The following is a 13,130-nucleotide window of genomic DNA, read 5'->3' as shown; positions in this document are numbered from 1 at the left end:
CCGCCTCACCCAGCCTTCGACGACGGCAGCCCGCGCCCTCCTTCATCCCCTCATTCACCCTGCTCAGACCGCCATTCGGCCCCGCTCCTCCCGCGCCCCCGCCCACCCCGGGGGACCGTACTCATGTCCGAGCTGTTCGCATGTGTGCACGAAGGAGCCTTCCCTTGGTCCCCGTCAGGTTCATCGTCATCGGCGCCGTCGCCGCGCTCACCGCCACCTTGACCGCCGCCCCGAGCCCCGCCGCGGCCCCGACGCCCGGCCTGCCCGGCCAGCTCCGCTCCGGCGAGGTCACCTGGGCCGAGGACACCTTCGGAGCCCTGTGCCGACGCGGCACCGTCACGGCCCCCGACCGGCGGGCCCTCCCGCTGTTCGACGGCGAGAGCGTCACCGCCCACGCCAAGAAGGTGTCACGGGACCGGGAGGGCACCCTGTTGTGGAGCGGGCACCTCGCCGGGCACCCCGACCGGCCGGTCACTCTCGCGGTCGACGGTGCCTGCGCCGGAGGCAGGCCGCGGGTCGCCGGTGAGATCACCGCGGGGCAGGTCCGCTACGTACTGGAAGCCGTGCGGCCCGGCGTGTCCCGCATCCGGTCGTTCGACACCGCGCGCCAGACACCGCTCGTACGCGACGGACTGCGCCCGGAGCGGCCGGCGCGCCCGGCGGCGCCACCGAGCAGACGGGCCGATCCTGCGGATCCGGTCATCGAGGTCCTGATCGGCTACACGCCCGACACCCTCCAGGACACCGAGGGCGGCGCGGCCACCCTCGAACTCCAGGCGAAGACCGCCGTCGAGGGCACCAACCAGGCGTACGCCGACAGCCAGGTCAAGGCCCGTCTGAACCTGCTCGGCACCTTCGAGACGCCGGAGTGGTCCGGGAGCGCGGACGACCTGGACGGCATGACGGGCGCGCTCGCCAATCCGGACGACCCGCGGTACTCCGACGACTGGGCCACCAGCGTGCGCGCCACCCGCGACGCGAAGGGCGCCGACCTCGTGCACGTCCTGTCCAAGTTCACCCCCGGCCCGGGCACGTACACGGCCGGAACCGGCATGACGCCCTTCCTGCCCCGGCTCATCCCCGGCGACAACGGCCGGTACAGCACGGACGACACCGGCTTCGGGGCGCAGCAGGCCGATACCTTCGGCACCCACCACCTCGCCCACGAGATCGGCCACAACTTCGGCCTCAACCACGACTACGTCACCGACCCCGTCGAGCCCACGGCCGACAACTACCGGGCAGGCAACTACAACCCCTACTACCCGGACAACCACGGCTTCCTGCCCGAGGACCGCACCTGGGTCGACATCATGGGCTACAACATGAGCTGCGCGAGCCAGGCCGCGTGCGAGAACAAGATGTGGTTCTCCAACCCCCGCCAGGACCACGACGGAAAGCCGCGCGGCGTGGCCCTCGGTTCGCCGGAACCCGCCGACTCCACCCGCGTCATGAACCTCACCGGGCCGGTGCTCGCCAACTACCGCACGCCCGCCGACAGCACCGCCCCCAAGCGCCACGCCCTCACCGCGGTGCCGCAGGACGGCACGGGCGGCACCGTCACCGCCCCCTCCACAGGCCTGTTCGCCGCTGGGGACCAGGTCACGATCACCGCGACGCCGGACTCCGGCAACAAGATCGACCGGTGGATCGTCGACGGCAAGGCGCAGCCCACCCGCGCGGCGTCCCTCAGCGTCACCATGAACAGCGACCACTACGTCGCCGTGAAGTTCGTCGAGGCCGACGCCCCGCTCAGCCCGATCCCGGCCGCGCTCACCGCCGTCAGCCCCGACTCCGGCTCCGTCGACGGCGGTTTCACCATCACCCTCACCGGCGGCGGGCTCACCGGCACCACCCAGATCCTGGTGGGCACCCCGACCGCGGGCGGCTTCCGCGGGGTCGCGGCGACGAACGTGCGCGTCGTCGACGACGGCCGGGTCACGTTCACCGCGCCCGCGTACCCGGACGCGGGCCCCGTCAAGATCGCCACCGCCCGCGGCAACGCGATGACCGCGTCCATCGGCTTCACCTACACCGACTGACCTCATGCCCGATGTAACGCCCGCGCCCCCTCCGGCCAAGAACAGTCGTACGACGGAGCATCGGTCAGGATCGATCAGGGCGACGAGGAGAGTTATGGGGACCGAGAGCAGAAGCAGAGGCGGGCCCGCCGGGGGTGGGCTGCGGGATCCTCACGTGTTCGAGGAGTTCTACCGGCGGCACGTGGACGCCGTGACGCGGTTCGTGGCGCGGCGGGTGAGCGATCCGCACACCGTCGCGGATCTCACCGCCGATGTCTTTCTCGCGGTGGTCGACTCCGCCGACGGGTACCGTCCCGGGCTCGGGAGCGAGGCGGCCTGGCTGTTCGGGATAGGCCGCAACGTCGTCCGTGCCGAGTACCGGCGCAGTTCGCGGCAGGCCGGACTGGGGGCGCGGATCGCGGGACGGCGGCTGCTCGACGACGACGACATCGCGCGGCTCGAGGAGAAGCTCGACGCCGAGCGGGGCGGGCGCCGGGCCCTCGAACTGCTCGCGGATCTGCCCGAGAGCGAGCGGGCCGTGCTCGAACTCGTCGCCGTCGACCAGCTGACGGTGGGCGAGGCCGCGGCGGCCCTGGGGACCACCCAGGTCGCCGCCCGCGTACGGCTGCACCGTGCGCGCAGAAAACTGCGGGGCGTCGCCGAACTCGCGGGGGAGCAGCAGGAGTTCCAGCAGGCCGAGCACGCGCGGCAGGCCGAGTCACGTACCGCCAACATCGCCTACGCGGGGGGAGAGTCATGAGCACCCAGACATTCGAGGACCGCCTGCTGGAGGAACTGCAGCGTGAGGTACGGCTCCAGGGAGCCGGGGAGGGCTCGCGGCCGGTGGTGGTGCCGGTGCGCCGACGGGTGGTGACGCCGGTGCGGGCCGGTGCGGTCCTGGTGGCCTGCGCGGCGGCGACCGTGACGGCGATCGTCGTGCCGGGCGACGAAGGGGGCTCGTCGGCGTATGCCGTGGAGCGGCTCTCCGGCGGTGCGGTGCGTGTCACCCTCAACGACCTGACGCTCGACGTCGACGAGCAGGAGGCGCTGGCCGACAAGCTGCGCGCGGCCGGAGTCAGGGTGTCGGTGGACGATGCGCCCAAGGGCAAGGCCTGCCGCATGCCGCGCGGCAAGATGATCAGTGACACCGTCATCAGCCTGCTCAACTCCGCCGAGCGGGACGGCAGCGGCGACAGCGCGGGCGGGAAGGCGGGGGAGAAGCGGCCCGACGAGGCCCAGAAGCGCCCGGGCAGGCCCGGCCCGAAGGGCAAGGTGTGGAAGCTGGTCTTCCACCGGGGCGACACCATGGTGATGGAGCGCGGCAGCGGCTTCTCCCCCGGCAACGACAAGGCCTTCACGAGCTTCTACGGCATCCGGGGCAAGGCCGCACCCTGCGAGCTGGTCCCGAACCCGTGGGGGAAGAACTGACGGATGGCCGACCGCGCCCGCCCGGCCCCGCACCGGGCGGGCACGGGGCTCACCGCAGCGCGATGAGCCCCGCGTCCGTCGGCCTGAAGCCGCACGCGTCGAAGTAGAAGCCCCGCAGCTCCTCGTCGAAATCGACGTGCAGCCACTCGCAGTGCGCCGCCCGCGCCTCGCGCGCCGCGACCGCCACGAGCTCGCTCCCCACCCCGGCCCTGCGCACATCCGCGGCCACCATCGTGTCGAGCACGAAGGCGTGCACGCCCCCGTCCCAGGCGACATTGACGAACCCCACCAGCCTCCCGCCCGCACGGGCACAGACCCACCCGAGGCTGTGCCGCCGCACCTGCGCCAGCCAGTCGATGGGCATCACGGCGTGCTCGAACGCCTCGGCGTGAAGCGCGTTGACGTCCGCGTTGTCGAAGCCACCGCGCCACTCGTACGTGATCGTCATGGGCGCATCGTAGGCCGGGGCGTCGGGCGGTACCGCAGGAACGATCGCCAGTACCGCAGGAACTACAGGGCGTTGGTGAACGAGCGCCGGTACGACCTCGGCGGTACCCCCCGGCGGCGTACGAACTGTTCGCGGAGCACGGCCGCGCTGCCGTAGCCCACCCGGTGGGCGATCTCCTCGACCGGGAGGTCGGTGGTTTCCAGGAGTTCCTCGGCGCTGCTGAGTCGGAGGTTGCGGAGCCAGGCGTGCGGGGTGGTGCCGGTCGCGGCGGTGAAGCGGCGGGCGAAGGAGCGTTTGCTCATCATGGCGCGCCGGGCCAACTCCGCCACGGGAAGCGGCTCGTGCAGGTGCTCGCGGGCCCAGGTGAGGACCTCGGCGAGCCGCTCGTCCTCGCAGTCCTCGGGGACGGGCGCGGACAGGTACTGGGCCTGCCCGCCGTCGCGGTGGGACGGCAGCACCATGTCGCGGGCGATGGCGTTGGCCGTCGCCGCGCCGTACTCCCGCCGCAGCAGGTGGAGACACATGTCGAAGCCCGCGGCAGCGCCCGCGCCCGTGACGATGTGCCCTTCGTCGATGTAGAGGGCGTCGGGTTCCACGGTCACGTCCGGGTGGCGGCCGGCCAGCAGCTCGGCGAACCGCCAGTGGGTGGTCGCCCGGCGGCCGTCCAGGAGCCCGGCGGCGGCCAGCGCGAACGCGCCGACACAGTGGGCCGCCACCAGCGCGCCGTGTGCGTGCGCGGCCGTCAGCGCGTCGAGCACGGCGGGCGGGGGCGGCGTACGGAAGTCGGTGCCCGGCAGGGCGATCAGCAGGTCGGCGGAGGCGAACCGGTCCAGGCCGTGCTCGACGGTGAGCGGCACGTTCGAGTCCGTCGCCAGGGGTCCCGGCCGGTCGGCGCACAGGGCGAACTCGAAGCCGGGGAAGCCCGTCCCACGAGGGGCGAACACCTCGCAGACGACACCGACGGCGAGGATGCCGACTCCGGGCGGGGCGTACGCGGCGATGGTCTTGAAGGGCGGCACGGGAGCAGTGTGGCACGGGCGGCAGGAATCCTGCGGTCGGCGGTAGATGTGCTCACCGTCGGCCCCGTCGGCCCCGTCGGCGTTCGTCGCGGCGGTGGACGTGGGGGACGCGGTCGCTGTTCGTCGTGCGCCCGCGCACACAGCACCCCGGGCAGGAACCGCTAGTGGCTGTCGCGCATCGTGAGAATGTACGCGGCGGTCAGCGCGATGCTCCGGTCCTCGTCGTGGGACAGATCCGTGAGCGCCCGTGTCGCCGCGGTTCCCGGGATCTCCGCGAGCGCCTGGGTCAGGCGCAGCCGTGCGGCCGCGCCGACGGCGCCGTCGGCGAGGAAGGCGACGAGTCCGGCCGTGATCTGGTCCGCCGACGCGGGACCGCTCGCCAGCGTGCTCAGGGCGTCGGCCGCGTCGACGTCGTTCGCCTGCTCGACGACCATGCCGATGAGCGTCGGAACCGCGTCGGCGACTCCGCGGGCCCCGAGCGCCAGGGCCGCACCTCTGCGGACCACGAGGTCGGCGTGCGTGAGGGCGTCCCGCAGCACCGCGGTGGCCTCGTCGTGCGGGATCTCGGCGATGGACTGGACGGCACGCCTGCGGACGTCGGCGACCGGTGAGCCGAGCCCCTCCGCAAGCAGCGGCAGTCCGCCGTCGTCCGACCGCGCCAGAGCCCAGCGGAGGGCCCCGGCGACGTTCGGGTCCGTCTCGCTCAGGACCGCCTCGACCAGGGCCTCCACGGGCACCGGAACCTCGTCGACGGAGGACAGGGCCGCGCGCTGCCGCTTCCCCGCGCTCTCCGACCCCAACGCCTGGAGCAGCGCCACGGTCTGGAGGACGTCCTCCCAGCCGGTGGGCTCCGCGGCACCGATCCGACGGAGCCGCGTGAGCAACGCCGTCTCCTGCGCGATGCGTTCGTGCGTCTGCCGCACGAGGTCGTCGATGAGGGACGAGGGCGTGAAGCCGGGATCGTCGAGCGCGGAGCCGACCTCACGCAGCGAGAGACCCAGCGCCCGCAGGCTCTCGATGTGGAAGATGCGCCGGATGTCCTCGTCGGCGTACTCCCGATAGCCGCCGCCGGTACGCCCCGTCGGCCGCAGCAGGCCCAGCGACTCGTAGTGCCTGAGCATGCGGGCGCTGACCCCGGACCGCCGGGCCACCTCACCGATCAGCACGGCGCCTCACTCCTCACGCGTCACTCCTCACTCCTCCTGGCCGGTCGTGCCGAGCACCATGATCCGCTTCGCCTCCTCGACCGCGAACGCGAATCCGGCGTCCGGATCGCGCGACAGCCGATCCGTGGCGATCGCGTGCTCGCGCACGTGCGGGTCCCGATCCGTCATCGCGGCGCGCAGCGTCGGCGAAGCCGCCTCGCCGAGCGCGATCAGCGCCCGGCTGAGGCTCAGCTGCGTCTCATGTCCGCCGCGCCCGAGCTGTGTCGACAACACCCCCGCCAGCTCGGGCTCCGCACCTTCCGGTACGAGCACGACCGCGGTCCGCCAAGCGCTCCGCGCCACTTCGTCGTCGGCGTCGGACAGCAGCTCCCGCGTGATCGCGGGCCATGCCCGCCGATCGCCGATCTTGGACAGCGTGTGCAGCGCCTGGCTGCGTGCCTGCGCATGCTCCGAGCGGAGTTCAAGGAGCAGCGCCGGGACCGTCGTCGACGCCGCGTGACGGGTGAGGGCCCACGTCAGCATTTCGCGTACGGAGAAATCGGGCTCGATCGCGCACCGTTCGACGAGCTTGTCGAGGAAACGCGGGTCGGGGCTCGTGCCGACCGCGAGGGCCGCCCGAAGCCGCACGGACGCGTTGCCGTCCCCCAGCCCCTGAACGGCCCGCATCGCTTCCGTGTCCTGTACCGGCAGGGTCATCCGGACCACCTCCTAGACGCAGTGATGACCTTGACCGCAGTGAAGACCTTGTCACCGTGTCAAGGTCAAGCGCGTCCCCGTCCGTCAAGCCCCCGCCTTGTCCTGCTGTCGGCGCACCAGCTCCGTGATCCAGACGGGGGCGTACGGAGACGTGCAGCCCGGCGACGTCGGGTAGTCCTTGAGGACCTCCAGGCGCTCGCCGATGGCGATGGCGCGGGCGCGGTGCTCTGCGTGGTCGATGCCGATCTGGGCCAGGCAGTGGTTCATCGCCCACTGCAGCCGGTCCGGGGCGTCCTTCATCCGCGCCTCGATGACGTCGAGGAGCCCGGTGAGGTCGAGGCCGTCGGGCTTCTTCGTCACGCGTTCGGTGGTCAGCGCCCAGCCTGCGCTCGCGACCACGGGATCCGGATCGTCGGACCAGGCCAGGCGCAGCTCTTCGGCGTGCGGGTTCTTCTTCACCACGTAGTTCACGAGCCAGTCGTGCACCTTGGGCGTGCGGGCCTCGCGCAGCATGCCGTCCAGCTCGTCGCGCTCGAACGCCTTCGGGCGGCAGATGAGGAGGGCGAGGAGCCGCGCCGCGCTGTCGTCCGTCGCCCACAGGTCGCGGGCGAGGTCCTGCTGCGTCTTGAGCCGCTTGGCGAGCGCGCGCAGCCTGCTGAGGTTCACGCCGTGGTCGTCGCCGTGTCTCTCGTTCACCGCGCGTGCTTTGGGGTCATCGAGCCCGGCCAGCTCGGCCATCACCTCGGCGACCGTCGTCTCGGTCGGCGTCGTCCCTGCCACGTCGGCCTCCTGTCCGTCACGGGCGGGATTCACCCTACGACGGAAGCCGGGACCGCTCGCCGAACGCGCCGGTCGGCCGGGCCCCGGCGCCGCCTCAGGAGAATCGGCCGGGCCCCGGCGCGGCCTCAGGAGAAGTCGAGGACCAACCGGCCCCGCAGGCCGCCCGACTCCAGCATGCGGTGGGCCTTGGCCGCCTCGTCGGCGGGCAGCACCTCGGCCACGCGCAACGTCAGGGTGCCGTCCTCGGCCTGCCGCCGCAGTGTGTCGAGCCTCTCGGTGTCGGTGATGCCGTCCGACACCATCACGGGGTGCACCCGGATGCCGCGCCCGGCCGGGCCGGACCAGCCCCGCAGCTCGGCCAGCGCGCCGCCGTCGGCGATGGCGGGCGCCACCTCGGTGGTCTGCAGCGAACCGTCCACGAGGCCGGGGACGCCGTCCGGGGCCAGCGCGCGGATCCGGGCGGCGACCTCGGCGCCGCGCTCGACGACGTGGTCGGCGCCGAATCCGCGCACCACCTCGAAGTCCGGCCGGGCGGCGTCCGCGATCACGGTCAGCCCGTCGGCCTTCGCCAGCTCGACCGCGTACCCGCCGACGGCACCCGCGGCACCCGTCACGGCGACGGTCCCGCCGTGCGGCACGGCCAGGGCGTCCAGGGCGAGGCGTGCGGTCATGGCGTTCATGAGGAGGGTGGACGCGGCGGCGAGGTCCGCCCCCTCCGGTGCCGGTACCACCGACGCGGCGGGTACGACGACCTGCTCGGCGTAGGCCCCGCCGTTCGGGCCTGTGAACAGGACCATGGCGACCACCCGTTGGCCGACGGCGAGGCGGTCGTCCGCTCCCGGCCCGAGCTGGTCGATCACCCCGGCGGCGTCCATGCCGGGCACGAACGGGGGGCGCCGGTCGGCCATGCGGACGGCGTGGCCGCCGGTGCGCAGCATCACGTCGGTGGGATTGACGGCGGCCGCGTGCACGCGGATGCGGACCTCACCGGGGCCCGCCTGCGGTGCGGGCAGATCCAGGACCCGCAGTGCTTCCGGGCCGCCGAAGTCGTGGACACCTATTGCTTTCATGCCGTCTGCAACTGCGGGTGTCTGCCTGGCATTCCGGGCGGGGGTGGAGCGTGCGCCGCGTCTAGGGCTGCGACAGCAAACGCACCGGCCCGGCGCCCGGGGCATCCACCGGCTCGTGTGACACGGAGGGTTTGCTCGTTCCGTTAGGGTGCGCCGAATGGACGACAGCACTTCACGGCAGCACTCAACGGCGACTCAGACCCTGTACTTCCATCCTGACTATCTCGATGCGGTACGCGCCGAACAGAAGACGACCACGGTGCGTTTCCGTGACCCGGTGGAGACGGGCCCGGTGAGCCTGGTCTTCGAGTCGGACGACGAGGTGGCACTGCCGGGTGTCGTCACACAGGTCACTGCCAAGACGATGGCCCAGCTGAGCGAGTCGGACGCCCGAGCGGACGGTTTCCGCGATCTCGCCGAGCTTCACGACAGACTGCGGTTTCACTACCCCCGGATCGAGCCGACCGACACCGTCGCCGTCGTGCACTTCCGGTTGGCGAAGTAGGTGAGTGACCTCAGGCATCGACTGGAGTGACTCCCCGTGCAGCACCAGCCGCATGGGGTCGGCTACGAACTTCTCTTCCTGTAGGGCGAGTCAGTGAGGTCGGCGAGGCTGGTGGTGCCCGTGGTGCCCTCGGCGTGCGCAGTGCCTTCGGCGGTCTTGGCACCCACGGCGTCCTGGGCCCCCTCGGCGTCCGTCGCGCCCTCCGGTTCGGACGTGAGGACCAGCACCGCGATCTGGACGCGGTTCTCCAGGCCGAGCCGGGTCAGGATCCGGTTGATCGTGCTCTTGACGCCCGGCTGCGCAAGGCCCAGCGCGGCCGCGATCCGCGCGTTCGACATGCCCTGGGCCACCAGCCGGGCGACTTCCCGCTCCCGGGCGGTGAGGGCGCCGAGAGGGCCGTCCGTACGCGGCCCCGGGGCGGGGCAGGGGGCGCCGGGAAGCAGCGGGGGCGGGAGGTCGGAGAAGGCGCGGATGAGGCGCCGGGTCACCGTGGGCGCGAGCATCGCCTCTCCGGCCGCCACCACGCCGATCGCCTCGACCAGCGCCTGCGGCGTCGTGTTCTTCAGGAGGAACCCGCTCGCCCCGGCGCGCAGCGCGGCATGCACGTACTCGTCCAGGTCGAAGGTGGTCAGCATCAGCACGCGCGGCCGCGGGCCCGGGTGCGGCCAGCCGTCGAGGATCCGCCGGGTCGCCTCCACCCCGGTCATGCCGGGCATCCGCACATCCATCAGCACCACGTCCGGACGCAGCGCGAACGCGGCCTCGACGGCCCGCTCGCCGTCCGCCGCCTCGCCCACCACCTCCACGTCGGTGCGCCGGAGCATCGCCCGCAGCGCGGTCCTGACCAGTTCCTGGTCGTCCACCGTCAGTACTCGGATCGCTGCCGCCATCAGTTCGACCCCGTTCCGGTACGTTCCCGCGCCGCATCCGGCGCCGCGGCGCGGAACGTGGCCACGACGCACCACCCGCCGCCCTCGTCCGGCCCGGCCCGCAGCGTGCCCTTGAACAGGGCGGCGCGCTCCCGCATGCCGATCAGGCCCAGCCGGGAGCCGGGCAGCGGACGCGGCGGATCCGTCGCCGTCGGCGCCGAGTTGGCCACGGTGACCGTCAACAGGTCGTCCCGCCAGACCAGTTCGACGCGTACCCGCACCGCACCGGCGTGCTTGCGGACGTTGGACAGCGCCTCCTGGACCACTCGGTACGCGGAGACCTGCACGGCGGGCGCCAGGCTCGCGACCGGCCCGGTCACCACGAGCGCGACGGGGCAGCCCACCGCGGTGGACTCGGCCGCCAGCCGGTCCAGGTGACGCAGGGAAGGTTCCGGCAGCGGGCCCCAACCGCGTTCCGGCGACGACTCGGCGCCCGGGACGCCTATCCCGCCTGGGGTGCCCTCCCCGCCCAGGTCGCCCACCTCGCCAAGGTCGGCCTCCCCGCCCACGTCGCCCACCCCACCCAGGTCAGGCACCCCGCCGAGATCGCCCACGCCGGCGCCCGCCTCCCCAGCAGCGAGCGGCGGCGGGTCGGCGAGCAGGCACACCAGGCCGCGCATCTCCTCAAGCGCGACGTCGGCCGCCTCGCCGATGGCCGTCACACCCTGGCCTGCGGCCTGCGGATCGTCGGGCAGGACGACGCCCGCGGCGCGTGCCTGGAGGGCGATCGCGCTGATGTGATGGGCCACCAGGTCGTGCAGCTCGCGGGCGATACGGGTGCGTTCGGCCGTCACCGCCCGCCGGGCGTTGACCTGTTGCTCGGCGCGGAGGCGGGCCGCCAGGTCGCGCAGCCGCGCCGCGTCCGCGTACAGCCGCCGCCGGGAGGCGCCGAGCAGCCAGACGGCCGTCGAGATCCCGGCGGCCACCACCATGTCGGCGAAGGCCAGTGGCACTTCGGGCGTCGGTGACGACAGCAGGTGGAAGCGGCCGCCGACCCGGTCGGGGGCGAGGAAGGCCACGGTCATGGCGACGGGGGCGAGGAGGCTCCGGGGCGCGGGCGCGCGGCGCGCCATCACATAGCAGGCCAGGAGGGCGGACTGCGCGTTGTCACCGGCGGGGTCGAGCAGTTCGCCGAGCAGATAGCAGCCCACGCTCACGGCGAGGACGAGGCCCGGTCGCGTACGCCCCCACGCCAACGGCACGGACGCGCCGACCAGCAGCCCGAGGGCGAGCACGGACGCCGCGACACCGTCCGGCAGCGGATGCTCAAGGCGCAGCAGCACCGCGAGGACGGTGAGCCCGGCCGCGACCAGGGCGTCGCCGGGGCGCCCGGAGAGCCTGCGCCGCAGCGGCGCGCATCGAGCCCATGCTCCGGTCCATGCCGCCGTCCACGCGCCCTCCGCCCGGACCCACCACACCTCGCGGACGGGCGGCACGGGCGAATCCGCGCCGCGCGGGCGAGCGGGCCCCTTCCGCTTCCGTACCGGCGTCATTCCTGTCTCCGTCACGAGCCGCCCCCGTCCTCCGCCCCGCGCGTCCGGACCTGCGCGGCCAGAACCTCGCGTCAGCGTACGACCGGCCTCCCCACCTGGCACGCGAGGCCAACGAAAGTTGCCCGGCCGTCCCCTCCCCACGCAGGACGCCCGGCCGCACCCCCCGTCCGTAGCGTCAGCGACAGCCCACGAGACGACCGGAAGCGGTCGAAGGACATCCCACGACGAACCCCGGAGGATTCCGCATGCCCGCACACCCGCCCCGAGACCGGACCACCACCCCCCGACGCCACCGAGCGGCCCTGGCCGTCACGGCCACCCTCGCCGCGGCCGCCGTCGCACTCCCGCCCGCCCTCGCCTCGGCGCACCCGGGGGAGCCCGGGCATCCCGGCTCCGGGCGGGCCGCGGACTCGGACTTCCAGCGCGACGCCGACGCCGTGCGCGCCACCGGAGCGGTCGGTGTCCAGGCCCGCATCACCGGCGGACGCATCACCCCCACCTCCGGCCCCCGCACCGTCACCAGCGGCACCGCCGACATCCGCACGGGCCGCCCGGTCCCCGCCAACGGCTACTTCCGCATCGCCAGCAACACCAAGACCTTCGTGGCCACCGTCGTCCTGCAACTGTCCGCCGAGCGCAGGCTCTCCCTGGACGACACCGTCGAGCGCCGGCTGCCCGGTCTGGTGCGGGGCAACGGCAACGACGGCCGTCGCATCACCCTGCGGCAGCTGCTCCAGCACACCAGCGGCATCCACGACGACTACCCCGGCTTCGACAGCGCGGCGGAGTACTACCAGGGACGCTTCGACCCCTACACCCCGCGGCAGCTCGTCGAGCGGGCCATGCGGCACCGCCCCGACTTCCGGCCCGGCGAGGGCTGGGCGTACTCGAACGTCGGCTACATGCTGCTCGGCATGGTCATCGAGAAGGTGACCGGCCGCACCTGGCACGCCGAGGTGCGCGAGCGGATCCTGAAGCCGCTCGGGCTGCGGCACACGTACTTCCCGGGCGGCTCACCCGCCATCAGGACGCCGCACGCCCGCGGGTACCAGCGCTTCGCCACCGCGCCCAAGCTGGTGGACGTCACCCTGCTGAAGGACGCCAACGCCTCGGGCGGCCTCATCGGGACCACCGCCGACCTGAACCGCTTCTTCCGCGCCCTGCTCGGCGGCAAGGTGCTGAAGCCCGCCCAGCTCAAGGAGATGAAGCGCACCGTCCCGCTGAACAAGGAGTTCCAGGTGCCCTACCCCGGGGCGCGCTACGGCCTCGGGCTCCTGAAGAACAAGCTGCCGTGCGGGGGCTGGTACTGGAGCCACGGTGGCGACGAGATCGGCTACATGAGCCGCAACGCCGTCGGCGACGACGGGCGTGTCGCCGTCACCGCCTCGATGTCCACGGAGTGGAGCACGTCCGCCGCGGACACCCTGCCCCAGCACCGGGCCGCGATCCGCATGGTCACCCGGGCGCTGTGCGCACAGCGCAACTTGCCAGAGCAGCAACATTAGTTGTCGTCCTGGCCCCGGTCGTCGCAACCTGGTGTCCGGCCGACGGGCCCACGTACCCCATCAGGAGGAC

The 13,130-nt window shown here is 73.1% G+C and carries 13 protein-coding genes; 5 read left to right on the top strand and 8 right to left on the bottom strand.

Features of this window, described 5'->3' with window-relative positions:
• Positions 1 to 164 precede the first annotated feature (164 nt).
• From ACZ6AA_RS07565 to ACZ6AA_RS07555, 3 genes are all read left to right on the top strand, one after another.
• Positions 165 to 2,042 carry a reprolysin-like metallopeptidase gene (locus ACZ6AA_RS07565; RefSeq protein ID WP_471456785.1) on the top strand — a complete coding sequence of 626 codons (1,878 nt, stop codon included), beginning with the start codon at positions 165 to 167 and terminating at the stop codon, positions 2,040 to 2,042.
• A 94-nt stretch (positions 2,043 to 2,136) separates the two neighbouring features.
• Entirely contained in the window at positions 2,137 to 2,781 is a 645-nt protein-coding gene (locus tag ACZ6AA_RS07560; RefSeq protein WP_468457843.1) for an RNA polymerase sigma factor, read from the top strand.
• Entirely contained in the window at positions 2,778 to 3,449 is a 672-nt protein-coding gene (locus ACZ6AA_RS07555; protein ID WP_468457845.1) for a hypothetical protein, read from the top strand. Before ACZ6AA_RS07560 ends, ACZ6AA_RS07555 begins: the two co-directional genes overlap by 4 nt.
• A 49-nt stretch (positions 3,450 to 3,498) precedes the next feature.
• Here ACZ6AA_RS07555 and ACZ6AA_RS07550 read toward each other — a convergent pair whose 3' ends face one another.
• The 6 genes from ACZ6AA_RS07550 to ACZ6AA_RS07525 all read right to left on the bottom strand — a co-directional run bounded on the left by ACZ6AA_RS07550 (position 3,499) and on the right by ACZ6AA_RS07525 (position 8,628).
• The gene (locus ACZ6AA_RS07550) at positions 3,499 to 3,897 is read right to left on the bottom strand and encodes a GNAT family N-acetyltransferase (RefSeq protein ID WP_468457847.1); all 399 of its coding nucleotides are present in this window, start codon (positions 3,895 to 3,897) and stop codon (positions 3,499 to 3,501) included.
• A 62-nt stretch (positions 3,898 to 3,959) separates the two neighbouring features.
• The gene (locus ACZ6AA_RS07545; RefSeq protein WP_468457849.1) at positions 3,960 to 4,916 is read right to left on the bottom strand and encodes a GlxA family transcriptional regulator; all 957 of its coding nucleotides are present in this window, start codon (positions 4,914 to 4,916) and stop codon (positions 3,960 to 3,962) included.
• A 161-nt stretch (positions 4,917 to 5,077) separates the two neighbouring features.
• Complete coding sequence (locus tag ACZ6AA_RS07540; protein WP_468457851.1) at positions 5,078 to 6,082, bottom strand: HEAT repeat domain-containing protein; 1,005 nt, start codon at positions 6,080 to 6,082, stop codon at positions 5,078 to 5,080.
• A 27-nt stretch (positions 6,083 to 6,109) separates the two neighbouring features.
• Positions 6,110 to 6,778 carry a HEAT repeat domain-containing protein gene (locus ACZ6AA_RS07535; protein WP_468457853.1) on the bottom strand — a complete coding sequence of 223 codons (669 nt, stop codon included), beginning with the start codon at positions 6,776 to 6,778 and terminating at the stop codon, positions 6,110 to 6,112.
• Positions 6,779 to 6,862: 84 nt separating this feature from the next.
• A complete protein-coding gene (locus ACZ6AA_RS07530) occupies positions 6,863 to 7,516 on the bottom strand; it encodes a DNA alkylation repair protein (RefSeq protein ID WP_471457827.1) in 654 nt (217 codons plus the stop codon).
• A 167-nt stretch (positions 7,517 to 7,683) separates the two neighbouring features.
• A complete protein-coding gene (locus tag ACZ6AA_RS07525) occupies positions 7,684 to 8,628 on the bottom strand; it encodes an NADP-dependent oxidoreductase (protein ID WP_468457855.1) in 945 nt (314 codons plus the stop codon).
• Between the two features lie 157 nt (positions 8,629 to 8,785).
• Between ACZ6AA_RS07525 and ACZ6AA_RS07520 the strand changes: the two genes are divergently transcribed.
• Entirely contained in the window at positions 8,786 to 9,133 is a 348-nt protein-coding gene (locus tag ACZ6AA_RS07520) for an ASCH domain-containing protein (protein ID WP_468457857.1), read from the top strand.
• Between the two features lie 62 nt (positions 9,134 to 9,195).
• Here the strand turns inward: ACZ6AA_RS07520 and ACZ6AA_RS07515 are convergent, their stop codons facing one another.
• Positions 9,196 to 10,023, bottom strand: a complete 828-nt coding sequence (locus tag ACZ6AA_RS07515; RefSeq protein ID WP_468482402.1) for a response regulator transcription factor — start codon at positions 10,021 to 10,023, stop codon at positions 9,196 to 9,198.
• Positions 10,023 to 11,555 (bottom strand): sensor histidine kinase, encoded by a 1,533-nt coding sequence (locus ACZ6AA_RS07510; RefSeq protein ID WP_471456784.1) that lies wholly within the window; start codon positions 11,553 to 11,555, stop codon positions 10,023 to 10,025. The genes ACZ6AA_RS07515 and ACZ6AA_RS07510 overlap by 1 nt, the downstream gene beginning before the upstream one ends.
• A 245-nt stretch (positions 11,556 to 11,800) precedes the next feature.
• Between ACZ6AA_RS07510 and ACZ6AA_RS07505 the strand changes: the two genes are divergently transcribed.
• Positions 11,801 to 13,060 carry a serine hydrolase domain-containing protein gene (locus tag ACZ6AA_RS07505; RefSeq protein ID WP_471456782.1) on the top strand — a complete coding sequence of 420 codons (1,260 nt, stop codon included), beginning with the start codon at positions 11,801 to 11,803 and terminating at the stop codon, positions 13,058 to 13,060.
• The last annotated feature ends 70 nt before the right edge of the window (positions 13,061 to 13,130 follow it).

This window comes from Streptomyces sp. NPDC040610, assembly GCF_055594065.1.
This window is presented reverse-complemented; position numbering and strand designations above follow the sequence as displayed.

Coding starts and splice junctions, on each gene's coding strand:
- ACZ6AA_RS07560 (WP_468457843.1), top strand. CDS start 2,137: ATGGGGACCGAGAGCAGAAGCAGAGGCGGGCCCGCCGGGGGTGGGCTG.
- ACZ6AA_RS07515 (WP_468482402.1), bottom strand. CDS start 10,023: ATGGCGGCAGCGATCCGAGTACTGACGGTGGACGACCAGGAACTGGTC.
- ACZ6AA_RS07510 (WP_471456784.1), bottom strand. CDS start 11,555: ATGACGCCGGTACGGAAGCGGAAGGGGCCCGCTCGCCCGCGCGGCGCG.
- ACZ6AA_RS07505 (WP_471456782.1), top strand. CDS start 11,801: ATGCCCGCACACCCGCCCCGAGACCGGACCACCACCCCCCGACGCCAC.
- ACZ6AA_RS07555 (WP_468457845.1), top strand. CDS start 2,778: ATGAGCACCCAGACATTCGAGGACCGCCTGCTGGAGGAACTGCAGCGT.
- ACZ6AA_RS07520 (WP_468457857.1), top strand. CDS start 8,786: ATGGACGACAGCACTTCACGGCAGCACTCAACGGCGACTCAGACCCTG.
- ACZ6AA_RS07525 (WP_468457855.1), bottom strand. CDS start 8,628: ATGAAAGCAATAGGTGTCCACGACTTCGGCGGCCCGGAAGCACTGCGG.
- ACZ6AA_RS07530 (WP_471457827.1), bottom strand. CDS start 7,516: ATGGCCGAGCTGGCCGGGCTCGATGACCCCAAAGCACGCGCGGTGAAC.
- ACZ6AA_RS07550 (WP_468457847.1), bottom strand. CDS start 3,897: ATGACGATCACGTACGAGTGGCGCGGTGGCTTCGACAACGCGGACGTC.
- ACZ6AA_RS07535 (WP_468457853.1), bottom strand. CDS start 6,778: ATGACCCTGCCGGTACAGGACACGGAAGCGATGCGGGCCGTTCAGGGG.